A 22693-nucleotide genomic window follows, 5' to 3' on the forward strand; every position below is an offset into this window, starting at 1 on the left:
GGTGTCAAAATACGAACATGACGGAGAGAGCTCAGGTGGAACCGCCGCACCCGGCCGACAGCGTCCTCGACCATGTGGGCTACCGGCTCAAGAAGGCGCACGCGGCGCTGCGCGGCGCCATGGACCAGGCGCTGCGCGCGCACGGTCTGACCGTGCCCCAGTACGCGTGCCTCGAGGTGCTCGCCGCCCGCCCCGGTCTCTCCAACGCCGAGCTGGCGCGTGCCACCTTCGTCACCCGCCAGTCCATGAACGTCGTCCTGCGGGGGCTCCAGGACAGCGGCCTGCTCACCCGCCCGGACGTCGCCGAGACCGGCCGCGCCCGCCCGGCGACCCTCACCGACGAGGGTGAGGGTCGGCTGCGGGCCGCGCAGGCGGACGTCTACGCGATCGAGGCCCGCATGATCCGGACGGTCCCGGACGGCCGGCTGGCCGCGCTCCTCGACGACCTCGACCGGATAGCGGGTGCGCTGAACCCCTGACGCCGTCGGCTCAGTGGCCCGGGGGCAGCAGGCCCTGCACGGACCTGGTGAGTTCGCCGACGGCGACGACGAGCGGGGTGACGGGCTGGACGAAGTCGTTGAGGCGGGTCAAGGCGCGCTGGATCACGGTGGGTTGGGGCTGCGGCTCTCCGAGTTCCTCGCGCAGGCGCCGCAGTTCACGGGTGGTGGACGCGGGGTCGGCGAGTTCGGCCAGGTGGGCCTGGAGCAACCGCTCGACCCGCACGAGGAGTTCGGTGGTCCGCTCGGGGTCCTGGAGCTGGAAGGAGACCGGTCCCGAGATCGCCTGGGCACCGGGGCCGACGGCCTGGTTGCCCACGTAGTGGGTGCCGCCGCTGATCATGAGCCCGTTGTTGACCGGGGGGTCCTGCCGTCGGTCGTCGTCACGCATGGTGGAGCCCCTTCTACTGGGTGGGACGGGCCGTCGGGCCGGGGGCGCCCGCACCGCCCTGCCGGGGGAGGTGCTGGGTGGCGGTCGCGTCGGGGCCGACCGCCTGGTTGCCGACGATGCTGAGCCCGCCCTGCTGGATGACGCCCTGGTTGAGGATGGTCTGCTGCTGGTCGCGGAGGTCGGTGGTGTCCCAGCCGCGGGCGTCGAGGAACTCTCGGACGGCCAGCAGGGTGTGGCGCTGCACCAGGGAGAGGATCTGTTGGGCGTCCACGAGTTGGAAGTAGTCGTGGTACTCGGGGCTGAGCGCCAGCGCCCTGATGCTCGTGCGGGCGCCGAAGTCGTACTCGGGGTCCTGCTCCATGGCCTTGATCTCGTCCGCCATCCACTGGTCGTGGTGGGCGTCGAAGCGTGACTGCCGGTCGGCGCGCCGCGGCGCGGCGATGAGCTTGGCGCCGGTGTGGCGGAGGGCGTCGACGAACAGGGCCCGTCGCGCGTCCTCGGCGAGGGGCCCGCGCAGCCGGTCGACGGCGTGGTACTCGGCGCGCACCGGGCCGAGCAGGTGGTTGACGACCCGCAGATGGAGCGTCCTTCCCACGGTGGCGAAGTGCAGGAAGACGGTCGGGACGATGTCGCCGCCCCACAGCGGCAGGTGGATCGCGAGCTGGTGGCGGAGCGTGCCGGTGGGGCTGAGCATGATCTGCTCGACCGCGTCGGCGGGCAGCCGGGCCGCCGGGGAGAGCGCCTCCTCCCGGAGGAACCGCTCGTCGTCGCCGATCGTCGTGCCCTTCACGAAGATCCGGTCCTCGACGACGAGGGAGCCGAGGGAGCCGAGGAAGCCGAGGAAGTCGGCCTGGTCGGGGGTGTCCTGGGGCCGGCCGCCGGTCGTGGCCGCCCCGGGGGTGGCGTCGTGGTGGCCGGCGATCTCGTGGAGCTGTGCGCGGACGTGGGCGACGAGGTCGGGGACGGTGAACGGCCGCGGTCCCCCGGCGCCGTCCTTCCTGCCGAGGGCGTCCTCGGCGGGCAGCAGCGGGACGGTCAGCGGCCACTCGGAGAGTGCCTCGGGGTAGCCGACCCACGGGGAGTAGCCGCTGTACACGGTGACGTTGCCGTCGCGCGCCTCGGCGAGGGCGGTGAGCCGCCCGGCGATCCACTCCTGCGGGGGCGGGGCGGGCGCGTCCGCCGGGTCGAACGCCTCGCGGGTCAGCCCGGTGCGCAGCAGCAGGTCGACGTCGAGATCGTGGTCGACGACGGTGGCGTACGCGTAGGTCACCGCGGCGAGGAAGGCGAGGGCGGCCGGGACGCCGTGCAGATAGGCGCCGAGCAGCCAGCCGGTGAATCCGGACAGCGGCAGCGACGAGGCGGTGAGGCCGGCGCAGAGCGTGATGACCACCAGGAGCCCGGCCGCGGTCCCGATGCTCGTCAACAAACTGCCTGCGGACAGGCGTTGGCCGCGGGCGGCACGATCGCGGACGGCACGGTCGCGGCCGGTCGCCGGGCGCCGGGGGATTCTGAAGACCAGTGCCACCAGGGCGAGCCACAGCGGGGCGGTGACCGCCACCAGGAGGAAGGAGACGGTCAGGCGCAGATCGCGGCGGTTGTGGAGCGTTTGGGCCGCCAGGCTGTGTCGGACGACGGCCACCAGGTCGACGCCGGGCGCGGGGACGGCGGCGCTCGCCTCGTCGGCGAGGACGTCCTCCACGACGCGGTCGGCGAAGGCGTCGTCGAGGTAGGCCGCCGCGCAGAGGTAGCGGGTGACGTCACCCGGCGCTCTCCCGACCGGTAAGTACCCCCGTGCCGTGTTCATACCGAACCCCTCCCGTTGTCGCCGAGCGCGAAGCGTCCGGGGGCGCGGACGGGTGAGGGTGGGGCGCGGTGCGGCCGATTCGCGCGGTGCGCGGCGCGTACGGTTCGGCGCCTGACGACCGCGCGAGGGCGTCGACGTGCCCTGTTCCCCCGCGACGACTTCCCTGGTGCCCCCGGTCCCCACCCCCGAGATCAGTGGCCGCACTCTATGGCATCCCCGGTCCCGCCGGGCCCGAATCCCCTTATGTCCACCGCCTGTTGCCCGTCAGCGGCGGATCGGCGACGGATCGGCGGCGGCCCGCCTCGGGTGCCCGCGCGGGTCGCGCGGGCCCGGAGGGGGACGGTTCAGTTCAGGTTCGGCTCGGTGGCGTCCGCCGTCGGCCTCGACGACGTGATCACCTCGGAGGGGCGGCCGCCCCGGTCCATCAGGCCGCCGGTGACGGCGAGCCCGAGTCCCGCGACGGCGAGGGCCGCGCCGACCAGGGTGGGGGCGGCCCAGCCCCAGCCCGCCGTGATGACGAGACCGCCGAGCCAGGCTCCGGCCGCGTTGGCGAGGTTGAAGGCCGAGTGGTTGGAGGCCGCCGCCATGGTGGGGGCGTTCTTCGCGTTGACCATGAGCAGCATCTGGACGGGCGTGGTGATGAGGGAGCCCATCGCGCCGATGAACGTGACCGTCACGAGGGCGGGCCAGGTGCTGTGGATCGTGAAGTAGAGCGTCACCAGCGCGGCGGCGAGCAGCGCGATCCCGGCGTACAGCGTGGGGCGCAGCGCGCGGTCGGTGAGGGGTCCCGCGACCAGGGTGCCCAGGGTCATGCCGACGCCGTAGAGCGCGAGGACCAGGGTGGTGGAGGAGTCGGAGATGCCCGTCAGGTGCGTGAGCATGGGGACGAGGTAGCTGTAGACGGCGAAGAACCCGCCGAAGCCGACCACGGCCGTGGCCAGGCCGATGGCGACCTGCCGGTTGCCCATGGCGCGCAGTTCGTGGCGGATGCCGGACTGCTCTCCCCTGGGCTGGTGGGGCACGAAGGCGGCGAGCCCGGCGAGGGCGACGAGGCCGATGACGGCGACCGCGCAGTACGCCCACCGCCAGCCCAGTTGCTGGCCGAGCGCGGTGCCGGCCGGGACGCCGACGATGTTGGCGATGGTCAGCCCGAGGAAGACGCGGGAGACGGCGCGGGCCGCGCGGTCGGGGGCGACCAGCCGGGAGGCGACGACGGCGCCCACGCCGAACAGGGCTCCGTGCGGGAGTCCGGCGAGGAAGCGGGCGGCGAACATCAGGCCGAAGGTGGGGGCGACGGCGGAGGCGGCGTTGCCGATCACGAACAGGCCGGACAGCAGGAGCAGGAGGCGCTTGTGCGGGATCCGCGCGCCGATGCCGGTCAGCACGGGGGCGCCGATGACGACGCCGAGGGCGTAGGCGGAGACGAGGTTGCCCGCTTGGGGGACGGAGACGCCGAGGCCGTCGGCTATCTGGGGCAGCAGGCCCATGGTGGTGAATTCGGTCGTGCCGATGCCGAACGCGACGACAGCCAGGGCCAGGAGAGCCAGTGGCATGGTGCAGGTGGACCTTTCGGGGACAGCGGCGGGGAGACGAGGGAGCGGAGCGGGGATGCGGGGAGCAGGGGCGGACGGGGAGTGTCCGCCGACTGCGACCCCCGTGACCGTTTCTGTCCAGCGTCCTTGCCGGCAAAGCCCCGGAGCGTGCAGCAATGTGGTGCGGTCGCGCATTCCATGGTCGGGGTGTGTCGTTCAGTGATCCATGTCACGGGCGGGCGCGCGGCGCCGGTGAGGCGGGGGCGCCCCGGCCGCCGTCGTCTCCCTGACGGTGGCCGGGGCGTTCCGCGCGGTCCCGCGGTTCAGCCGGTGGAGCGGGCCAGGGTCAGTTCGGTGTTCCAGTAGCTCTCCGGCGGCAGCGAGTCCCAGGGGTTGTTCGCGAGGGTGTCCGGGGTGACGTAGACATGTCCGGCGTTGCGCTTGCGGCTCAGCGCCATCGTCTCGCGCAGGCTCGTCTCGTCCGGGCTGTCGTAGACGAGGTGCCAGATCTTGTCGGCGGCAGCCCCCGCCTCCCACGCCTGCGGCTGGAAGGTGCGGTAGGAGGCCGCGCTGCCCTCGAAGGTGACGAGGGTGTCGGCGGCGGCCGAGTAGCACTGGGCGGCGCCGGTGCCGGGGTTGTCGACGACCACGGCGGAGGCGCCGTAGCGGCTCTCGACGTAGTCGCGCAGCTCGGTGTACCGGTTCACATGGGTGTTGGACGGGCCGCAGTCCGCCTGTCCCTCGTCGAAGAAGATGCCGCCGAGTCCCGCGGTGCCGTAGAGCCGGTACCAGACGTCGACCTCAGCCTTGATCTGGCGCATCCACTCCGCGGGGTCGGTGGAGCCCGACGTGGTGGTGATCCCCGTCGAGCCGAAGTAGCCGGTGCGGACATAGCCGATGACGGTGACCCCGGCGGCGTGGGCGGCCTTGATCGCCGTGGTGTACTGCGCGTCGCCTCCGCCGGGTCCGCTGCTCGGGTTCGCGACGGCGAGGCCGACGGTGCCCGCGCCGCCGTTGAGGCGGTCCCAGGTGGCGCCGGGCGCGAAGTAGGCGGGTACGGAGACCTTCTGGGCGCCGGCCGACGCGCTGTCCGACATGGGGGCCGCGGCGTCGGCGGGAGCCGCGGTGACCGCCAGGGCGGCGGTGAGCGCCAGCGCGGCACAGGCCAGGGCGGACCGGGAGGTTCGGGTCATGCGTGTTCCCTTGCGTGTGGGGGGAGGTGGGGGTCCTTCGGTGCTGCCCTCGCGGTGGGCGGTTCTCCGACTGCGGTTGTTCAACTGAGGTTCTTCAACTGCCCCTGGGGCGCGAGGTGTTGACGTCGGGCGATGGGTCCGGGTGGTGCGTCCCGGAGGACGTCGTCACCCTAGATCCGGTTCGGGTGGGAGTCGAGGGGTCGATGGTTTCGGAGGGTGAACTACTCACCATGGGTGTGCGGTTGGGTTCCGGTCAGGGCGGGCAGGCGGGGCAGTACTCGTGGGGTGCCTGGTCGTGGGCGCCCCGGTGGTGTTCGTCGGCCAGGTCGGAACAGGCCACGCAGACGGTCGCGCCGCCCTCGCCGTGCCGCAGCAGGAACCGGCCGCCGCAGCGGCGGCTGGGGCAGGTGCCCGGAGGCGGGGCCGCTCCTCGCGCCGGTGCGGCCCCGCCGTTCCTCGGTCCGGGGAGCGCGTCCAGGGTGCCCGGGGCCGGGTGGCGGTCGAGGATGTCGAGGGTGAGGTCGATGAAGGGCTGCACGGAGCGACGCCTCCTGTCGGCTCGGGGCCGCTGGGCCCGGTGGGCTCACCGGTGGGGGGCGGGAGCCGCGTCCTGCCCGGCGTCGCCGGGTGGCGCGAGAGGGAGCACGGACGCGCCGTCGGCTTCCGCGTCCGTGGCGCGGAGGTCTCTCCTGAACGCCGCCGCCAGATCCTTGCGCCCCGGGTTCCCGACCGACCGCGCTCCGTCGACCGGCCGCGAGGGTGTGCGGCGCGGCAACGGCACGTCGGCGGGGGCGGGCGGGGGCTGCGGGGCCGGGTGGTGGGACGACCGGAGCGGTCGCGGGAGGACGGGCGGGACCGTACGCCCCGACCGGCCGGACAGCAGGTCGGGCCCTGGTCCGACCGACCTGAGCGGCAGGGGGATGCGGACGGGGGCGGGCGGCTGGGCGTCGACGAGCAGGGCGGCGGGGACGGTCACCAGGGCCGTCGTGCCGTCCGACGCGTTCGCGAGGAGGTGGACGCGGACGCCGTGCCTGCGGGCGATCCTCGCCACCGTGAGCAGCCCGAGCTGTCCCTTGCGGACCTGCTCGCCCGCGTCGGGCCCCTCGGGCTCCCGCAGGAGCGCGTTCAGCCGCGCCCGGCGTTGCGGGCTCATCGGTGCGGCCCGGTCCTCGACCTCGATCGCCAGACCGCCCTCGACCCGCCTGGCCCGTAGGTGGACCAGCGTGGCCGGGTCGGAGTTGTCGCAGGCGTTGTCGACCAACTCGGCGAGCAGATGGGCCAGATCGGGGCCCACATGCCCGGGGAGGGCCAGGTCGGTGCCGTCAGGACCGCCCTCGACGATCGCCCGCGGATACTGCGTGGCCTCGGAGACCGCGCCGCGCAGCACCGTGGTCACGTCGACCGGCCGGCGCCCTCGGCGCAGCGGCTCGGCGCTGAGCACCGCCCTGCTCTCCACCAGCCGCCGCATCCGGGTGACCAGGTGGTCGACGCGGTAGATCTCGTCCAGCAGCACGGGTTCGTCGGTGAGCCACTGCACGGCGGAGAGCGCGTGCAATGCCCTCCCAATAGTGCTGAGTCGACGCTGCGTCACATGGCGTTGGAGGTGGCGCACGATTTCGTTCGGCGCGTCGTCGCGCACACGGGCCAGGGCGGTGGTGGCGTCGTCCCGGAGGCCGTCGAGGAGCCGGACCACCCCCTCGGCGGGGTCGCCCGACCGGGACGGAGCGGCGCCATCGGGGGCGGAGGCAGCGGCGTTCCGGGGGACGGGCGGGCCGGCGTTCTCGGGGACGGCCGGGGCCGCGTTGCCGGGGACGGGCGGGGCGGGGTGTTCGGAGGCGGGCTGGCCGTGACGTTCGGGGGTGGGTGCTCCGGGCCCCTCGGTGGCGGGCGGCTGGTCCCGCTCGCAGAGGTCGCGCACCGCTCGGCGCACGGATCTGTCGAGCGTGTGGGCGGCCTCGGTGATCGTGTCGAGATCGGCCTCCCTGAGGTCGTCGAACGTCCGCCGCAGGGACGTCACCGCGGTCCGCGCCCGGTGGGCCGCCGTCAGGGCGGCGAGGAACCCGCCGACCGCGACCGCCGCGAGCAGCGTGGCCGCCGGGAGCCGGGTGGTCGTCGAGGCGATCACGGCCGCCACCAGCAGGACGGCCTGGGCGACGACGGGGATCACGACCGGCGCGTGGACCTGGTGGCGCAGCGTCCGCTCCAGTGACGTCGTACGGCGGGGGGCGCGGTGGAGGGCGGCCGGGCGGGCGGGAGACACACGAGCTGGCATGACTTCCTCGGAGAACGGGCCTGGAGTGACGGGGAGGGACAAGGAGAGGGATGAGGCGAGAAGCGAGAGGGGGGGTGAGGGGGGCATCGGGCGGGAGCGGGGCGGCAGCTTCGAGGGGGAGTTCCGCTGACGCGCCGACGCATTCCCGGCCCGACGCCCCGGTCTGTGACGCGCGGGACCGCCGACGGGGAGGGCGTTGTCCCCGCGGGGTGGTGATTCCCGTGGCGCTGTCAGTCGTGAACTGTACAACTGCGTACCGCTGCTTTCCGCCCTGTTGACAGCGCCCCGTTATTGAACGGTTGACCGGTTTACGCGCCGGGTGGCGCTGCCGACTTCTGTGGGTGATTCCGTTCCGGCAGTCCCCTTTTCGGCTCGGCCCGCGTTTCCACCTGAACCCGCCGCAGGTCAGCGTGTGGAGTTGAGCGACGGTGGTTATTCTTCAGGTTTTTCCGTCGCGACCGGAAAGGCTGCCCGAGTGGAAAGGGACGCGCCTTCGGGGATGGCCCGCGGGGCATTTTTCGGCCGTGCCTGGCAGGCGATTGTTCAGGCCGGGTGAGCAGTTCGGAATGGCGCGGACAAACGGATGCCCGTGGCGTCGCACCGCCCCTGTCGGACGCGCGCGGGAACGACGTTCGCGACACGCCGGATGGCCGGGTGAGGTGTTGGTGGGCGGGGCGGTCGGCTCAGCCGGTCGCCAGGTGGAAGGAGAACAGTTCGGCGCATGAACCGGCGCCCGCGCAGCGGGCCGTGACCCGCAGATCGTGGCGTCCTGTCAGAGGGCGGACCCCCGCCGCCACCGCGTGCGGTCGCTGTCCGGCCGACAGGGCCATGGTGGTCCAGAGTTCGTCGCGCGGGCCGCCGCCGAGCCGGAACTCCAGGCGTGCCGGGCGCCGGGTGACCCGGGCGACCTCGGCGATCAGCCGGTCCAGGTCCCGCCCGCCGAAGCGCACCCGCTCGTAGACGAGCGAGGCGCCGTCGGGGAGCCGTCGGGCGCCGGGGGCGTCGGTGGGGAACTCCAGGGTCCCCTGCGCGGAGGCGAACCGGTCGGCGGCGATGGGCCGGTCGGCCCGCAGCGGCGCGCGCGGGTCCTGAGCGGGCGCGGTGGCACCCCCTCCCCCGGCGGACCACCGGTCCGTGGTGTGCTCGGCCAGCAGCCCCCCGACGACCGCGCCCGCGACGAGCACCAGCACCACCGCCCGCCACGCCATTCTGCGCACGGTGCGCAGGACGAGCGCGCACCATCTCCCGCACCGCGCGCGCCGGTGCCGGGCGGCCGGGGTGGCACCGGAACGGGTGCCGGTCCGCGCGGACGCCCTGGGCGCGAGGGGCGTCACCGTCGCCAGGGGCCCCGGGGCGCGTCGGCGGGCCTTGGCGCGGGCGTACTCCTCGCTCGGCCACCAGCCCAGCAGACGCGGCGGCAGATGGCGGGCGGCGCGGGCGGGCAGTTCGCCGAGTTCCTCGTGCACGGCACGGCACCGCCGGCATCTGCGCAGATGTTCGACGACCGGGGGCGACAGGGGTGCGTCAGGGCGCCGGGTGAGGTGGTCGAGGAAGGGCGCGCAGTCGGCGCCGTCGAGTCGCTCGGTGTGCAGTGCGGAGCGGGAGTGGCGCAGCGCTTGTTCCGCGCGCCGCAGCGCGATGGTCAGATCGGCGGGTGCCAGGCCGCTGATCGCGGCGAGTGCCGGGGTGTCGTCGCGTTCGACGAGGGAGTGCCAGAGCAGGCAGCGCGGTCCGGCGGGCAGCGTCTCGTAGGCGAGGGTCCAGCGGTCGTCCTGGGCCAGCGGCCACACGGCGCCGTCCCGGAGCCAGTCGACGAAGGGCCGGTGGAAGGAGCCGGGTGCCCTGACCGCCGCCGTCACCGCGTCGAGCCGTACGGATTCGAGCAGTTGGAGCCGGACGCAGCCGGCGTGCCGTCCCTCGTCGAGGCGGCGCGGGGAGGCGACCCGGTCGCGCAGCCGGGTGAAGGCGCCGGTCACCAGGGAGTCCGCGAGGTCGGGTGAGGGGGTGCAGGTCGACGCGTAGGCGAGGGCCGCGCCGCGGTGGCGCTGGTGGAGCAGGGCGAGGAGGGAGCCGTGGCCGCCGCGCAGGTCGCGCAGGATCTCGGCGTCCCCTGGCGGCAGGGCGCGGCCGTGGGGTGCGAAGCCGGTCGGTGACATGCGGGGCGTCACCGCGCCGGACGCGGGCCGGGTGACGCTGTGGTCGCCATGCTCATGGTGGGGGCTCTCCCTGGCTGTGGAACCGGGCGTCCGGGCGTCCCGGAGCGTCGTCGAGAACCGCCGCGCGGAATCGCGCGGCGTGCAAGCGGGCGGACGGTCGTGGGGCGGCGGCGGGTGCGGGGTGCCGGCCCTGCGAGGTGGAGGCCGCGGGTCTCGACGCCCGCACCCGCGGTGGTGGAACCCTGGATGGTGGCACGCGGCCCGCCGCAACCCGGCCCACGAGAGCCGCGCGGTCATTTCCTGGCGCTGGGCGGCACCACGACCAGGGTCACGGCCAGGCCGATCCTGCGGAGCGCGGCGACGAGGGCGGGATCGGCGTGCGAGTCCGTCACGATCGCCTGCACGGTGTCCAGGTCGGCGATCTTCGCCGCGTGCGCTCTGCCCAGCTTGGAGCTGTCGGCGACGACGATCCGGTGATCGGCCTGCTCCATCATGATCCGGTCGATGCTCGCGCCGCTGCCGCTGTGCCGGGTGATGCCGGTCTCCAGGCTGACGCCGTCCGCGCCGACGATCGCGTAGTCGAAGCGGTGGGAGCGCAGCGACTTCTCGGCCGCCTTCCCGACCAGGTCGTTGGAGAGCGGGCGCGCGTGGCCGCCGGTCACGACCACCTCGACCGCCTGCCGGGACAGCAGCGAGGCCGCGGTGTCCAGGCTGTTGGTCACCACCGTCAGATCCGCCCGGCCCGCGAGGTTCCTGGCGACCGAGCGGACGGTGCTGCCGCCGCTGAGGGCCAGGGTGAGCGGCCGGTAGGGGATCAGCGACGACGCGAGGGCGCCGATGCGGCGCTTGGCCTCGATGTTCAGCGAGTGCCGCAGGCTGACCGGGAGTTCGGCGCTGCTGCGGGCCGCGGTGACCTTGCCGTACGAGCGTCTGATGAGGCCCTTCTCCTCCATGACGGCGAGGTCCCTGCGGACCGTGGCACCGGAGGCGCCCAGGATCGCGGGCAGCGAGCAGACCTTCAGCTCCCCTCGCTGCGAGAGGAGTTTGAGCAGGATCGAGATGCGCTCGTCGCGCGTGCGCTCGCTCATGGACAGGCCCGCCGGTTCCACGGCCGGCAGCCGCGCGGGACCAGGGGACCGGACGTCCCCGCGGTCCGCCCGCGGCCGGGGGCGGCCGTCCCCGTCCCCGATCCCGGGACCGGGGGCCACGAAGCGTCGGGATGACCGCACCCCACCATCGGCAGACCTTTCGCTCCAGCGACCACTCCGGTGCCGCGCCTCCGGCCTTCCGTCACTTTCCCGTGACGGTGCCTCAAAGGACGGCAATAATCACCCAACTGTAATGCCGTATTCACGTTCGGCCGTCCACATCCTGTTGAAGTGATCAACGGGACTGAGTATTTCGATGCCTTACAGGGGCCGGGTTCCGAAAAACAGGACATAAGGCGCTCGGCATCGAAGTGGGGCGCTTCGGAGTGACGGTGGCGGACGAAAGCGTTTTCTCACCGGAACGCCATATCGATGCAGCGGCCAAGGAGCATCTGAGCGTCTGTTAAATCGCTATCCGGCGCCACCCGTAAAAGAGGCGGCGGGGACTCTCGACGGACGGCGGGAGACCTGGCGGCCCCGACCGCCGCGCCGACGAACGCGTACCAGGCTCATGGGCCGAGCTCCCTCGTGCGCGGATGCATCCCCGCCTCAGCCGCCGTGGGCGGCCTGGCGACTCGGTCCGGGCTCGCGTCGCCGAGCGGCGCCTACCGGCTGGGTGCACCTCTGGACCGGGTTTTTGCTCCCCGGTGTGCAAGGGAGTAAACAGAGCAGAATCGATCACGTCAAGTGCTTGAAACTGTTCACACGGTGATGAGACTGCGCAGATTCGCGCGTGACCTGGTCGACAGGGGCCTCCTGCCCCTCCCCTGGCCGCCGTTCGCGCTCGGCGGCGTCCGATAGCTCGAACAGGTACAGTCCAACCCGCCAGAGGCCTGAACACCCGTTTCACGCGGGCGAGTTCCCGCTGTGTCCGTGCGAGGGAAGGGGGCGGTCCGGTGTCGCTGGGTGTGACCGGGGCCATCGACGAGGACGGGCGCCGCATGCTGAGAACCGAGCGCCATTCGCGCATAGTCGAGCACGTGGTGGCCCAAGGCGGCGCGAACGTCGTGGAGTTGTCCGATCTGCTGCACGTCTCCCCCGCCACCGTGCGACGCGACCTCCAGTACCTGGACGACCAGCGGGTGCTGCGGCGCACCCACGGCGGAGCGGTCGCCGGTGAGGAGTACGACGAGACGCCCCCGGTGCGCAGGGCGGGCAGGGCGCGCGCGCAGAAGCGGGCGATAGCCGAGGCGGCCGTCGAACTGATCCCGAGGGGCGCGGTCGTCGGACTGACCGGCGGCACCACGACGGCGGAGGTGGCCCGGCTGCTCGCCGAGCGCGGTCCGCTCACCATCGTCACCAACGCCCTGGACATCGCCGCCCAGTTGGTGCCGCACACCGAGGTGTCGCTCGTCGTGGTCGGCGGCCACGCGCGCAGCAGGACCTGGGAACTGGTGGGACCGGCGGCCGAGAAGGCGCTCGCCGAGTACCACACCGACGTCACGGTGCTCGGGGTGGACGGTGTCAGCGCGGCGCACGGCTGCACCACCCACGACCAGTTGGAGGCGTCGACCAACCGGGCCTTCGTCACCAGCGGCGAGACGGTCCTGGTGGTCGCGGACGGCAGCAAGGTCGGCCGGGCCACCTTCGCCCGCATCTGCCCGGCCGGCGATGTCGACCATCTGATCACGGACGAGGGCGCGCGCGGTGGTGGCCTCGACGCCATCGCCGCGGCCGGGGTCCACGTCACCACCGTGCCCGTGCCGTGACCCGGCCGGTGCGGCCCTCCGCCCCGGTCCCGCGCCCCTGACACTCCGTCGCCGCCCGGCCGGTGGAACGCTCATGAACGGTGATCGAATGGGCCCGCACCCGGCACCGCCAGGTGCCGCCCGCCGAGGGACCGCGCCGCTCCCGCCCCCGGCTCCCTCCACCCTCGCCCTCCGTGCGGTCATGACCGTTCCGACCTGCGGATTCGCCGTACCGACGAGGTCCGATGACCGTCGCGACCCGGGTGGGCGACCGGCCCGCGCGGACGCGTTCGCGGCCCGGTTCAGCGGCCTTTCGTGCCGATCGGGCACCCCGGTGTCCGAACGCGCGGTCCCGCGCGGGTGAGCGAGCACTCCCGAGCACCCGTACCGACGGGCGAAGCACCATCCGCACCCAGCCGAGGGAGAAGCATGACCGGCGGGACACCAGGCACCGACCTGATCGACATGCGTCTGCTGAGAACGTTCATGGTGGTCGCCCAGGAACTCAACTTCACCCGGGCCGGCACCCTGCTCCATCTCACCCAGCAGACGGTGTCCTCCCAGGTAAGGACATTGGAGACGGGTCTGGGCGTGGAACTGTTCCGGCGCACCACCCGCCATGTCCGGCTGACCGAGGCGGGCATGCTGCTGCGGCAGCGGATGCAGCCCATCCTCGACGCGATGGACGAAGCGGTCGTCGAGGCGCGGGAGTTGGCCCGTCGCGACGGGGTCGTCTTCGTCGTCGGACACACCGCGTCGGCGGCCCACCGGCTGCTGCCGCGCGCCGCCGGGCTGCTGGAGCGCATCGCGCCAGGACTGCGGCTGCGGTGCGAGCAGCGGACGGAACTCGGTCTGCGGGCCGCCGTCGCCGAGGGCAGCGTCCATCTGGGCGTCGGTCTCGAGGTCGCCTTCCCTGCCGCCAGGATCGCCAGTCACCAGTTGGGCCCCGAGCCGTGGTGCGTGGTGGTCGGGTCGCAGCATCCGCTGGCCGGCCGGGGCCGGCTGGCGCTCGCCGATCTGGTCGGCCACGAGTGGCTGAGCTGGCCGCGCTCCAGCCATCCCGGGCACTGGCGTGCCGTGCACCGGCTCGCCGCCCTTGCGCCGCCTGAGCGGGCCGTGCGGGAGACCTGGCTCAGCGTCGCGCACAGCCGGCTCGCCGGCACGGACGCGGTGATGCTCCAGCCGCTCTCCTACGCGGCGCACTGCGCCCGCGGACTGGTCGTGCTCGAACTGGTCGACGCCCCGGCGGCCCACTTCACGGCGGTGTGGAGCACGTTGATGACACCTCCTTGTCTGAACCAGGTGCTGGCGGCGCTGTCCAAGGCGGCGGAGTATCCGCCGGACCGCACGCACGGCCGACTGTCACCGCAGGGGTCGGGAACCGCCCTCGAAGGCACGGCGCCGGACGTCGGACGGCACTGAAGGACGTCGGTGGGCCGGCCGGGTGCGGTGGGGGCGGGGGCGTGGTCCGCGGACCGGATGCGGGACGGACCCGGAGCGCGGTCTGCGGGCCCGGCACGGTACGGACCGGGACATGATCCGCGGACCGGATGCGGGACGGACCCGGAGCGCGGTCTGCGGGCCCGGCACAGTACGGACCGGGACATGATCCGCGGGCCCGGCACGGTGCGGATCGAACCGGGCTCGACCCGCCGGGGAAGGTCCGGTCCGGACAGGGCCCGGACCCGCAACGGCCCGGCTCACGAACGGAGTTGGTGGGCCATGGCTCGGGCCGGGCATGCCGCGGACCGCGCCCGGTGTCGGCCGGGCGCGGCCTGCGGGACGGGGCGGCCTATCCGCAGTACATGCCGCGTTCCGCGGCCGTCATCGCGCGGGAGTGCTGCGTCTTGACGCTGGTCTCGCCGTCGGCGGGGCCGGTGGCCTCGAACGGCACGTACCAGTAGCGGTGGCCGCGGAACCGGTCCTTGAAGATCAGCTCGTAGGTGCCCTTCGCCTTCTGGAGCTTGGGGGCTCTGGTGATCCAACCGACCTCGCCCGCGGGCACGTTGAGGATCGTGGTCTGGCTCTCGGTGTGCGACGAGGACCAGGTGTGCCGGTAGGACTGCTCGAAGGCCAGCTTGAAGACCGGCCCGAAGGGGAATTTGCGCTCGAACTCCTCCCGCAGCGACACCCCCATCGAGTTGGACTCGCCCGTGGTGTCCTCCCAGGTCCGCGACGAGGTCTGCGGGTCGTCCGTGCAGTTGTAGACGGCGTCACCGACCTGGTGGGCCGCGCCGGGGAAGACCGTCAGGTCGCCCGACGGGTGGAAGAGGCACTTGCGGGTGCCGTTGTCGCACCGGCCGAGGAGTTCGGCGTCCGACGGCGTGCCGTCGTCCGCCCTCGCCGACGGCACGGCGAGGAGGGCGCCGCTCGCCACCATCAGGGCGGCCAGGGTGCTCGCCCGTCGAGCGCGGTCGCGCGTTCGCAGCATGATGTGTGTTCCCTTCTGCGGGACGCCGGTGGCGCCCGCCGTCAGCAGTGCTCGGCCTGCTCCGCGCCGGTCATGGGCCGGGTCCGCTGGGCCATGGTGCTGGTGTCCAGCGGACCCGTGACCTCGAAGGGGACGTACCAGTAGCGGTGCCCGTGGAACCGGTTCTTGAAGATCAGCTCGTAGGTTCCGCTGACGCGTTGCAGGTCGGGCGTGCGGGTGACCCAGCCGACGTGACCGGGACGGATGTCCACGAAGGTGGTGGAGCTCTCCGTCACCGCGTGCTTCCAGGAGTGCTCGAAGCTCGTGGTGACGCTCGCGCTGAAGACGCCCTCCCACCCCACGCCGACGGTCATGGAGAGGCCGAGGCTGTTGGACTCCTCGGTGGTGTCCGACCATCCGATGCCCGAACGCTGGGCCAGGGCCGTGCAGTTGTAGTCCTCGTCGCCGACCTTCCGGGTGGGGCCCGCCACCTTCACGGGCGGCCCGTCGGGGTGGAAGACGCACTTACGGGTGCCGTTGTCGCACCGGGCGAGCAGCTCGGCGGGGGTGGGCGGGGCGTCGTCGGCCCACGCGGTGGGGACGGTCAGCGCGCCGCCGACGACGAGGGACGCGACGAGGACGCCGGTCAGGCGCAGCCGCCGTCGCGACCTGCCGGCGCGGCTCGGTCCCGGGGTGCGGGACGCGGCGGGTGGGTGCGGGCGCACCGGCTCCCCCGTCACCGGAACTCGATGGACTGCGCGAGGTCGTTGAACGGTCCGTCGATGACGGGCGTCAGCTCCTTGAGCGGTGCGGAGGCGGCGCCCTCCAGGTAGGGCCGGGAGTGCAGCACGAGGTCGCACTCGGCCCAGCCCTGCACGGAGGAGACCCGGCCCTTCCACTCCTCGGGGAGGTTGAAGTAGAAGTCGGCCTTGCCGTCGCTGTGGCAGGGGTGGCTGCCCCAGAGGGTGATCGACCTGCCGCCGTAGCGCCAGTGCTCGAACAGGGTGCCGATCACCACGTCGCTGGGCTGCTGGACCCCGGTCTGGGCGCTGGCGGCGTTGTCCTTGATCTGCTGGGTGGCGAAAGCCCGCGCCTCGGTCTCGGTGCCGAAGCACTCCTTTTCCTTGCTGCCGACATTGTAGGCGCAGTGGGAGCCGTCGCCGGGGGTGTCGGCATCCGCGGTGCCTGCCATCAGGGAGGCAAGGAAGACGAATCCGAGGACGCCGGCGCCCGAGGCGACCGCGACCCTGGTCCTTCTCGTCGTGAACTGCATGGGGACGAATTTCCTCTCTCTGCGGTGACCGCGTTCTCCGGGCTCGCTCGCCGGGAGCGGTCTCTCCGTAACTCGCTCCAGGGGTGGGGGAATTGCGTCCGTTCTTTCCCTGGATCGCATCGGAGGCGTTCGCCATCCTGCGACCACACACCGGGCCGCCACCACTCGAATCCGCGCGTGCGGCGAACTCTTTGTGGATGACCTGGGCGCGGGCATGTTCTGCTCGCATAGGTCCGCTTTATTAGGGGATCGGGGGCTGTGAACGTGACGGGAGGCGCGAGGCGGGTCGCACCGCGCCGTGCGGGAGGGCGCCGAGCGGCAGGGTCAACTGATCGTGGCTCATGAGCAGTTGGCCTGCGACAACAGGCCCGACCGAGGGCTGCCCGCGTCCCCGTGTCGCAGGCTCCCGCCACCGTCGCCGAGGACCAGCGCGCCTGCCCACCGGACCGTCCCGCCGGCCGACTGATCGGCCTCCGCCACTCCAGCCGCCCTCAACCCGCCTACAGTAGGTAGCCATTCGCCGGTCGCGCCTCCTACTGAATCCCGCGCAATTCGGTGAACGTCTCGCGGGACGCGCCCCGGAGCGACTACCGCCCGTAGGCGGGCAGTTGAACAGACGTCAGGGGAACCGCGTATTCAGCCGTGGAAAAGAACCGTGCAGGGACCACGGGTCGCGTCACGGAGAAGTCCGCCGGGCGGCAAGGGAACGGCTCTCGCGGCCAACTCCCTTTCCTCACGCGGCCGTTACGGAACTGAAATGCGGGCGGTCAGCCGGTTTTGCCTGGGTCGAAGGGTCGTGCCAAGGTGCGTCGCGGCGCACGAGGTGCCCGCCGTCACGGAATTCCGGGTGCGGCGGTACATCTTTCGACCTTCTTCTCCGGCCTGCCGACTGCCGTGCGTTCCCGGGCTGTCCATGAAAGAGGAACCTTGTCGAACTGGCTTCCTTCCCGTCCGCCGGAGCGGCACTCCGTCATCGAGAGCGCGCCGCGCGATCCCGTCATCGGACTGCGGCTCTGGGAGGACCGGCGCGGCCCGGTCCTCGCCTACGCGGGCCTGTGCACCCGTGACCGGGCGGCGGCCGTCGAACTCGCCGACCAGGTCGTACGGTTCGGCGGTTGCGCGCCGCGTGGGGACCGCTCGTGGCTCGACGGCCTGCCGAGCGTTCCGGTCGCCGTCCAGACGGTCCTGGACACGGCGGCGGGGTGGGCCGCGACCCCGGCGGGGCAGCGGCTCCTCGCCCCGGATCTGCTGACCTGGTTCGACACGGAGGGCGCCGACCGGGGCGGGTGGGCCGACCCGCAGCCGCTCGCGGTGCGGGGGCTGCGGGCGATGGGCGCGGACGACGCCGAACTCCTCTGGTGGAGCGGCGTGGAAGGCGTGCCCGTCGACGAACTCGCGCGCCGCCTCGGCCGGCGGAGCGTCGAGGTCGCCACGGAAGTCGACCGGGTGCGCGAGGAGTTCAGGGAGCGCTGCCGGCTGGCCCACGGACTCCACCTCGCCGACCCGGTCTGCCGCTCGTACGCCGGGCTCCTGGACGCCACCGCGCGGGAGAGCGCGCCGTCCACCCCCGTCGGTCTCCTCCAGCACCTCGACACCTGCGCGGAGTGCCGTACCGCCTTCACCTGTCTCAGCCTCGACGGCGCCCCGCTCTCGCCGGTGATCGCGGCGGCGGCGCTGCGCTGGAAGGGCCGTACGTATGTGGCGCGACGGCGCCGGCAGCTCGCGGCGGCGCCCACGGTCGCGGTGCCGTCGCCGTCGCCCGTCCCCGCGGGCCGGCGTCGGGCCGGGGCCCCCGTCGACCGGGGGGACCGGCCGCTCCTGGTGGCCGGCACCGCCGTCGCCCTGGTGCTGGTGGTGACCGGGGCCTGCGTGTGGTGCGACAGCCCACGCGACGGCGGTTCGACGCCGAAGGCCGGTGTCGGCGCCGAGTTCCACGGCGGCGGGCTCACGGCCTCGCCCTCGGCCGATCCCTCTGGCCCGGAGAGGCCCGGTCACGGGCCGGGGCGGGAGACGGGACGCGGGTCGTCCGTGCGGCCCGCGGGCGACAACACCCCTGTCCCGGCCGGCGACGACTCGGCACGGCCCGCTCCCCCGCCGCCGGCCGACGCGGTCTGCCGCGCCCTGTTCGGTGTGCGGGACCCCTGGGCGGACCCCGTCGAGGCGGCGCTCGTACTGCGGGCGGGGCGGGCCCTCGAAGGGGGCTGGTCCGTGACCTTCGTGCTGGCGCGCGGGGTGGAGATCCACGGCGTCCGGGGCGGCCGTGCGGTCCGGGACGGGCGCGTGGTCCGGGTGACCGCGGGACCGGACGCAGCCGCCGTGGCTGCGGACGCCGCGCTCGACCTCGGCCTCGCGCTGAGCGGCTCCCCCGACGGCGGGTGGCTCTCCGGGGTCCGGGTCGACGGCAGGCCCTGCTCACTCACCACGACCACGCCCCCGCAGACCGAGGAACCCCCGCGCGGGGGCGGCGACGGCGGCCGGGAGGGGGACGACGACGGTGACGGAGAGGGCCGCGGCGGAGAGGACGGTCGAGGGTCGGGCTCCGGGCACGGTTCCGGTTCCGGTGAAGGACACGGCGACGGCGGACGAGGGGGCGGGGACGGCGGCGGAGGCGGCGGCCGGGACGGAGGTGACGGAGGCGACGGCCGAGGCGGAGGTGACGGGGGCGGAGGCGGAGGCGGAGGCGGCGGAGGCTGGTGACGGGGTGGGGACGGCGGCGGGCGTGCCTGGCCCGGACTGACGGATCGGCAGAGGGCGATGGAACGTGGAGAGGGGGGCGGTTCCCGCCCCATGGGAAGCTCCTTCGCGTGCCCGTCCGAGTGGTCGGCGAGGCGCGACGGGACCGGCACGAGGGCCTTGGGGCGCTCGCGGACGGATCGGTGACGATCCGTCCGCTCCCCCGGACGAGCCCGGGGTGCGAGTCCCCGGTGTCCGCTCCGGGCCGCGTCCGTCAGGAAGTCGGCCCGGGTGGCGCCGGCCGTGGCCGGCCGGAACGTCGGATCAGCCGCACGCCACCTCGACCTTGATCCACTTTCCCTCGTAGTAGGCCTCGGCGAAGCACTTCTTGGCGGCGTCCGTCGTCGCCGACGCCGTCACGGCGGTCCCAGCGGTCAGGCCGATCACTGCTACGAGTACGCCGATCGCGGAGGCCGTTCGGCGCTTGCGGGCCCGTGTCGTGTGCGTCACCTGCTGCGTCCTTTCGACAGGGCGTCCCCGGACCGGCCGGCGGCGCCATGGGTGCCCCCGGTGGCGGAGGCGCACTCCGAGGATGGGGCGGACGGGGCGCCGCAGGGAGGTCACACCGTGCCCTGGACGAGGCGCACGGGGTGGGTGGTGTACTGGCGGGTTCGGAGATCGACGGCCAGCATGCGGGGCATGGACACCTCCGACGCGTTACGCGACTTCCTGATCTCCCGCCGGGCCCGGCTCCGCCCCGGGGACGTGGGGCTGCCCGACCACGGGGTCAGACGGGTGAGCGGGCTGCGCCGTGAGGAGATAGCGGCGCTCGCGGCGGTCAGCGTCGAGCACTACATCCGCCTCGAACGCGGACAGGCGTCCAGGGTGTCGGACGCCGTCCTGGACGCGGTGGCCGACGCGCTGCGGCTGAGCACGGGCGAGCGGCGCTATCTGCGGAGTCTGGCGCGACCTGCCGCCGGAGCCGACGGCGCCGACAGAGCTGACGCAACTGGCAGAAACGGTGCGGTCAGTGGCGGGCGGGGCGTGCGGCCGAGCGTGCAGCGCGTCCTGGACTCGATGACCGACACGCCCGCCTACCTGGTGGGCCGGGGAGGCGCGGTGCTGGCGTGGAACCGGCCGGCGGCGAGGGTGTTCGTCGACTTCGGGCGGGTCCCCGTCGCGGAGCGGACCGTCGGGCGGCTCATCTTCGTCGATCCGTACGCCCGTTGGCTGTACGTCGACTGGGAGGCGAAGGCCAGGGAGGCGGTGTCGTATCTGCGGACCGAGACCGGCAAACGGCCCCAAGACCGCGAGCTGGCCAGGGAGATCGGTGATCTCGCCGCTCACAGCGCCGACTTCAGGCGGCTCTGGTCCGAGCAGCACGTCCTGGAGACCACGCACGCGACGGTCGTCCTGCGCTGCGGGCCGCCGCACGACCGGCTGGAGTTCTCCTGGGAGGCGCTCCAGATGACCGGCGACCCGGACGAGGTGGTCCTCGTCTACACCGCCGCCCCCGGCACCCCGACGGCGTCCGCGCTGCGGGAGCTGTGCGGCGCGCACCGGGGCGGCCGGGCGCCCCGGTGACGGACGTCGACTCGCGGCGCGGTCGGGACGTCGCCCGGCGTCCGCGGAACGGCTCAGCCGGGGAATCGGTAAGCACCCCTGCCCGCGGTTCGCCGAGATCAGCGCGGCGGTTCGCGCTGGGTGGTGGCCGACGGCGTCCCAGCCGTGCCCGGCCAGCCGGCCCACCGGGTCGTCGGGCATCTCCGCCACCCGCAGGGACGCCGCCGACCCGGGCGGGCGGCAGTTCCACCGCGTCATCGGGCCGATGGATCAGCAGTCCTTCGGCGTTCCCCACGGTCGGCGCCGCCGGGTCGTGCCCGGCGGTCGCCGGCGCGTCCGGCCACTCGTCGCGCAGATCGACCGCGACGGCGATCCGCTCGCGGCGTGCGACGGCCCGCTCCTCGCGACCTGCCCGACCCCGGACGCGGACGCCTGCCGCAGCAGGTCGCGGCGCGTCGGCTCAGCGGGGCGCGGAGGCCGGGGAAGCCGCTTCCGGGGCGGCGGGGTCGCCGTCGTCCAGGGAGACGTCCTTGGTCTCCTTGCCGAGCACGAGCGCGGTCAGCGTGAGCAGGCCCATCGCGGACAGGTAGACGCCGACCAGCCAGGGCGAGCCGTCGCCCGCCTCCCAGAGGGCGACCGCGATGAAGGGGGCGACGGCCGCGCCGAGGATGGAGCTGACGTTGTAGGAGATGCCGGAGCCCGTGTAGCGGACGCTCGTCGGGAAGAGCTCGGGCAGCAGCGCGCCCATCGGCCCGAACGTCATGCCCATCAGGGTGAAGCCGAGCACGAGCCACAGCACCACGCCGAGGGTGCCGAGGCCGATCAGGGGCACCCAGACCAGTCCGAAGACGACGATGGCCGCGGTGACCCAGAGCAGGGTGGTGCGCCGTCCGTACCGGTCGGCGAGCGGTCCGGAGACGAGCGTGAACACGGCGAAGAACAGCACCCCGAAGATCATCATCAGGACGAACGTGGTGTAGCTGTAGCCGAGGCCCGGGACCGCCGCGTCCTTCGCGGTACGCCCGTAGCTGAGCGAGAACGTCGTCATCAGGTAGAACAGCACGTACGTCGCCAGCATGATGAAGGTGCCCAGGACGAGCTGCCTCCAGTGGCCGCGGACCACGGTGGCGAACGGCAGCTTCTGGACCTTCCCGCTCTCGCGGGTCCTGGCGAACACCGCCGACTCGACGAGCCGCGAGCGCACCCACAGGCCGATCGCGACCATCACGGCGGAGAACAGGAACGGGATGCGCCAGCCCCAGTCGACGAAGGCGTCGGAGGGCTGGGTGGGGTCGGCGCCGGCCGTGGACGGCAGCAGCGCCCCGATGGCGAGGAACAGGCCGTTGCCGATGATGAAGCCGAGCGGGGCACCCAGTTGGGGGAACGTGCCGTACAGGGCGCGCTTGCCGCGCGGGGCGTTCTCGGTGGCGACCAGCGCGGCGCCGCTCCACTCGCCGCCGAGCGCGAAGCCCTGCGCGAGCCGCATCACCACCAGCAGGGCGGTGGCGATCCAGCCGGCCTGCGCGTAGGTGGGCAGGACGCCGATGAGGAACGTGGCGATGCCCATGGTCAGCAGGGACACCACGAGGGTCTTCTTGCGGCCGAGCCGGTCGCCGAGGTGCCCGAAGAAGACGGCGCCGATCGGGCGGGCGACCATCGCGGCGCCGAAGACCGCGAACGACGACAGCAGGGCCGTCGTCGGGTCACTGCCGGGGAAGAAGAGGGAGGGGAAGACCAGGACCGCGGCGGTCGCGTAGATGTAGAAGTCGTAGAACTCGATCGTCGTGCCGATGAGGCTGGCGACGAGGACACGGGACCGCGGGTTGACGGGCGTCGCGGCTGATCCGGTGTTCGGTGCGGGCATTGCTGGGTCTTTCGCGCGAGGTGCAGATCGGTTGCCGGGGGCCCGGGGCTCCGCGCGCGTCCCCCTCGCCGAAAGACCGTGCGCTCCGTGCGGGCAGGGCAACGATCTCAGGCATCTTACGTTCCGGAAACCGCATCTCACCATGTGATACGCCAGGGTTCTGCCGCACCCCCTCCGACCTGCCCGCCTCAGCCCCCGGCCCGGCCCCCGGTCGGCGCCGGGCGGGCGC

Annotated in this window: 18 protein-coding genes and 1 pseudogene; 5 read left to right on the forward strand and 14 right to left on the reverse strand. The window is 73.3% G+C overall.

Annotated elements, in window-relative coordinates; translation table 11 throughout:
- Window positions 1-17 precede the first annotated feature (17 nt).
- Entirely contained in the window at window positions 18-479 is a 462-nt protein-coding gene (locus DDJ31_RS00585; RefSeq protein WP_127182282.1) for a MarR family winged helix-turn-helix transcriptional regulator, read from the forward strand.
- A gap of 10 nt (window positions 480-489) precedes the next feature.
- Here the strand turns inward: DDJ31_RS00585 and DDJ31_RS00590 are convergent, their stop codons facing one another.
- The 8 genes from DDJ31_RS00590 to DDJ31_RS00625 form a co-directional block, all read right to left on the reverse strand.
- Window positions 490-888, reverse strand: coding sequence for a hypothetical protein (locus DDJ31_RS00590; protein WP_127182281.1), 399 nt, complete (start codon window positions 886-888; stop codon window positions 490-492).
- Window positions 889-901: 13 nt separating this feature from the next.
- Complete coding sequence (locus tag DDJ31_RS00595; RefSeq protein ID WP_127182280.1) at window positions 902-2692, reverse strand: hypothetical protein; 1791 nt, start codon at window positions 2690-2692, stop codon at window positions 902-904.
- Window positions 2693-3036: 344 nt separating this feature from the next.
- Window positions 3037-4245: an MFS transporter gene (locus tag DDJ31_RS00600; protein WP_127182279.1), complete on the reverse strand. Its 1209-nt coding sequence runs from the start codon at window positions 4243-4245 to the stop codon at window positions 3037-3039.
- Window positions 4246-4547: 302 nt separating this feature from the next.
- Window positions 4548-5417: a spherulation-specific family 4 protein gene (locus DDJ31_RS00605; protein ID WP_127182278.1), complete on the reverse strand. Its 870-nt coding sequence runs from the start codon at window positions 5415-5417 to the stop codon at window positions 4548-4550.
- A 253-nt stretch (window positions 5418-5670) separates the two neighbouring features.
- On the reverse strand, window positions 5671-5955 hold the full coding sequence (locus DDJ31_RS00610; protein WP_127182277.1) for a hypothetical protein: 285 nt from the start codon (window positions 5953-5955) through the stop codon (window positions 5671-5673).
- Window positions 5956-6000: 45 nt separating this feature from the next.
- Window positions 6001-7689, reverse strand: coding sequence for a sensor histidine kinase (locus DDJ31_RS38840; RefSeq protein ID WP_240678338.1), 1689 nt, complete (start codon window positions 7687-7689; stop codon window positions 6001-6003).
- Between the two features lie 683 nt (window positions 7690-8372).
- Complete coding sequence (locus DDJ31_RS00620; protein WP_127182276.1) at window positions 8373-9845, reverse strand: hypothetical protein; 1473 nt, start codon at window positions 9843-9845, stop codon at window positions 8373-8375.
- A 293-nt stretch (window positions 9846-10138) separates the two neighbouring features.
- On the reverse strand, window positions 10139-10933 hold the full coding sequence (locus DDJ31_RS00625) for a DeoR/GlpR family DNA-binding transcription regulator (protein WP_127182275.1): 795 nt from the start codon (window positions 10931-10933) through the stop codon (window positions 10139-10141).
- Between the two features lie 1001 nt (window positions 10934-11934).
- On the opposite strand from DDJ31_RS00625, the gene DDJ31_RS00630 reads away from it, so the two are divergent.
- Entirely contained in the window at window positions 11935-12702 is a 768-nt protein-coding gene (locus tag DDJ31_RS00630) for a DeoR/GlpR family DNA-binding transcription regulator (RefSeq protein WP_127182274.1), read from the forward strand.
- Window positions 12703-13110: 408 nt separating this feature from the next.
- Window positions 13111-14103 carry a LysR family transcriptional regulator gene (locus DDJ31_RS00635; RefSeq protein WP_127182273.1) on the forward strand — a complete coding sequence of 331 codons (993 nt, stop codon included), beginning with the start codon at window positions 13111-13113 and terminating at the stop codon, window positions 14101-14103.
- 370 nt (window positions 14104-14473) lie between these two features.
- Here the strand turns inward: DDJ31_RS00635 and DDJ31_RS00640 are convergent, their stop codons facing one another.
- From DDJ31_RS00640 to DDJ31_RS00650, 3 genes are read right to left on the reverse strand one after another with little or no spacing between them, the layout of a single operon-like run.
- Entirely contained in the window at window positions 14474-15112 is a 639-nt protein-coding gene (locus DDJ31_RS00640; protein ID WP_127182272.1) for a hypothetical protein, read from the reverse strand.
- Window positions 15113-15153: 41 nt separating this feature from the next.
- On the reverse strand, window positions 15154-15816 hold the full coding sequence (locus DDJ31_RS00645; RefSeq protein WP_240678337.1) for a hypothetical protein: 663 nt from the start codon (window positions 15814-15816) through the stop codon (window positions 15154-15156).
- A gap of 11 nt (window positions 15817-15827) precedes the next feature.
- Window positions 15828-16364, reverse strand: a complete 537-nt coding sequence (locus DDJ31_RS00650) for a hypothetical protein (protein ID WP_127182271.1) — start codon at window positions 16362-16364, stop codon at window positions 15828-15830.
- A 927-nt stretch (window positions 16365-17291) separates the two neighbouring features.
- Here DDJ31_RS00650 and DDJ31_RS00655 point away from each other — a divergent pair.
- Complete coding sequence (locus DDJ31_RS00655; protein WP_127182270.1) at window positions 17292-19061, forward strand: hypothetical protein; 1770 nt, start codon at window positions 17292-17294, stop codon at window positions 19059-19061.
- Window positions 19062-19361: 300 nt separating this feature from the next.
- On the opposite strand, the gene DDJ31_RS00660 is transcribed toward DDJ31_RS00655, so the two are convergent.
- Window positions 19362-19547: a hypothetical protein gene (locus tag DDJ31_RS00660; RefSeq protein ID WP_127182269.1), complete on the reverse strand. Its 186-nt coding sequence runs from the start codon at window positions 19545-19547 to the stop codon at window positions 19362-19364.
- Between the two features lie 189 nt (window positions 19548-19736).
- Between DDJ31_RS00660 and DDJ31_RS00665 the strand changes: the two genes are divergently transcribed.
- Window positions 19737-20621 (forward strand): helix-turn-helix domain-containing protein, encoded by an 885-nt coding sequence (locus DDJ31_RS00665; RefSeq protein WP_127182268.1) that lies wholly within the window; start codon window positions 19737-19739, stop codon window positions 20619-20621.
- Window positions 20622-20907: 286 nt separating this feature from the next.
- Here DDJ31_RS00665 and DDJ31_RS39990 read toward each other — a convergent pair.
- A pseudogene (locus tag DDJ31_RS39990) lies at window positions 20908-20973 on the reverse strand (hypothetical protein); the annotation flags it as partial.
- A gap of 87 nt (window positions 20974-21060) precedes the next feature.
- Window positions 21061-22464 carry an MFS transporter gene (locus DDJ31_RS00675; RefSeq protein ID WP_127182267.1) on the reverse strand — a complete coding sequence of 468 codons (1404 nt, stop codon included), beginning with the start codon at window positions 22462-22464 and terminating at the stop codon, window positions 21061-21063.
- Window positions 22465-22693: the final 229 nt, after the last annotated feature.

The organism is Streptomyces griseoviridis (genome assembly GCF_005222485.1).
Lineage (GTDB): Bacteria > Actinomycetota > Actinomycetes > Streptomycetales > Streptomycetaceae > Streptomyces > Streptomyces hintoniae.

Excerpts from the sequence above, each read along its gene's own strand:
- DDJ31_RS00585 (WP_127182282.1), top strand. The coding sequence starts at position 18 with ATGACGGAGAGAGCTCAGGTGGAACCGCCGCACCCGGCCGACAGCGTC.
- DDJ31_RS00590 (WP_127182281.1), bottom strand. The coding sequence starts at position 888 with ATGCGTGACGACGACCGACGGCAGGACCCCCCGGTCAACAACGGGCTC.
- DDJ31_RS00595 (WP_127182280.1), bottom strand. The coding sequence starts at position 2,692 with ATGAACACGGCACGGGGGTACTTACCGGTCGGGAGAGCGCCGGGTGAC.
- DDJ31_RS00600 (WP_127182279.1), bottom strand. The coding sequence starts at position 4,245 with ATGCCACTGGCTCTCCTGGCCCTGGCTGTCGTCGCGTTCGGCATCGGC.
- DDJ31_RS00605 (WP_127182278.1), bottom strand. The coding sequence starts at position 5,417 with ATGACCCGAACCTCCCGGTCCGCCCTGGCCTGTGCCGCGCTGGCGCTC.
- DDJ31_RS38840 (WP_240678338.1), bottom strand. The coding sequence starts at position 7,689 with ATGCCAGCTCGTGTGTCTCCCGCCCGCCCGGCCGCCCTCCACCGCGCC.
- DDJ31_RS00620 (WP_127182276.1), bottom strand. The coding sequence starts at position 9,845 with ATGTCACCGACCGGCTTCGCACCCCACGGCCGCGCCCTGCCGCCAGGG.
- DDJ31_RS00625 (WP_127182275.1), bottom strand. The coding sequence starts at position 10,933 with ATGAGCGAGCGCACGCGCGACGAGCGCATCTCGATCCTGCTCAAACTC.
- DDJ31_RS00630 (WP_127182274.1), top strand. The coding sequence starts at position 11,935 with ATGCTGAGAACCGAGCGCCATTCGCGCATAGTCGAGCACGTGGTGGCC.
- DDJ31_RS00635 (WP_127182273.1), top strand. The coding sequence starts at position 13,111 with ATGACCGGCGGGACACCAGGCACCGACCTGATCGACATGCGTCTGCTG.
- DDJ31_RS00640 (WP_127182272.1), bottom strand. The coding sequence starts at position 15,112 with ATGCTGCGAACGCGCGACCGCGCTCGACGGGCGAGCACCCTGGCCGCC.
- DDJ31_RS00650 (WP_127182271.1), bottom strand. The coding sequence starts at position 16,364 with ATGCAGTTCACGACGAGAAGGACCAGGGTCGCGGTCGCCTCGGGCGCC.
- DDJ31_RS00665 (WP_127182268.1), top strand. The coding sequence starts at position 19,737 with ATGGACACCTCCGACGCGTTACGCGACTTCCTGATCTCCCGCCGGGCC.
- DDJ31_RS00675 (WP_127182267.1), bottom strand. The coding sequence starts at position 22,464 with ATGCCCGCACCGAACACCGGATCAGCCGCGACGCCCGTCAACCCGCGG.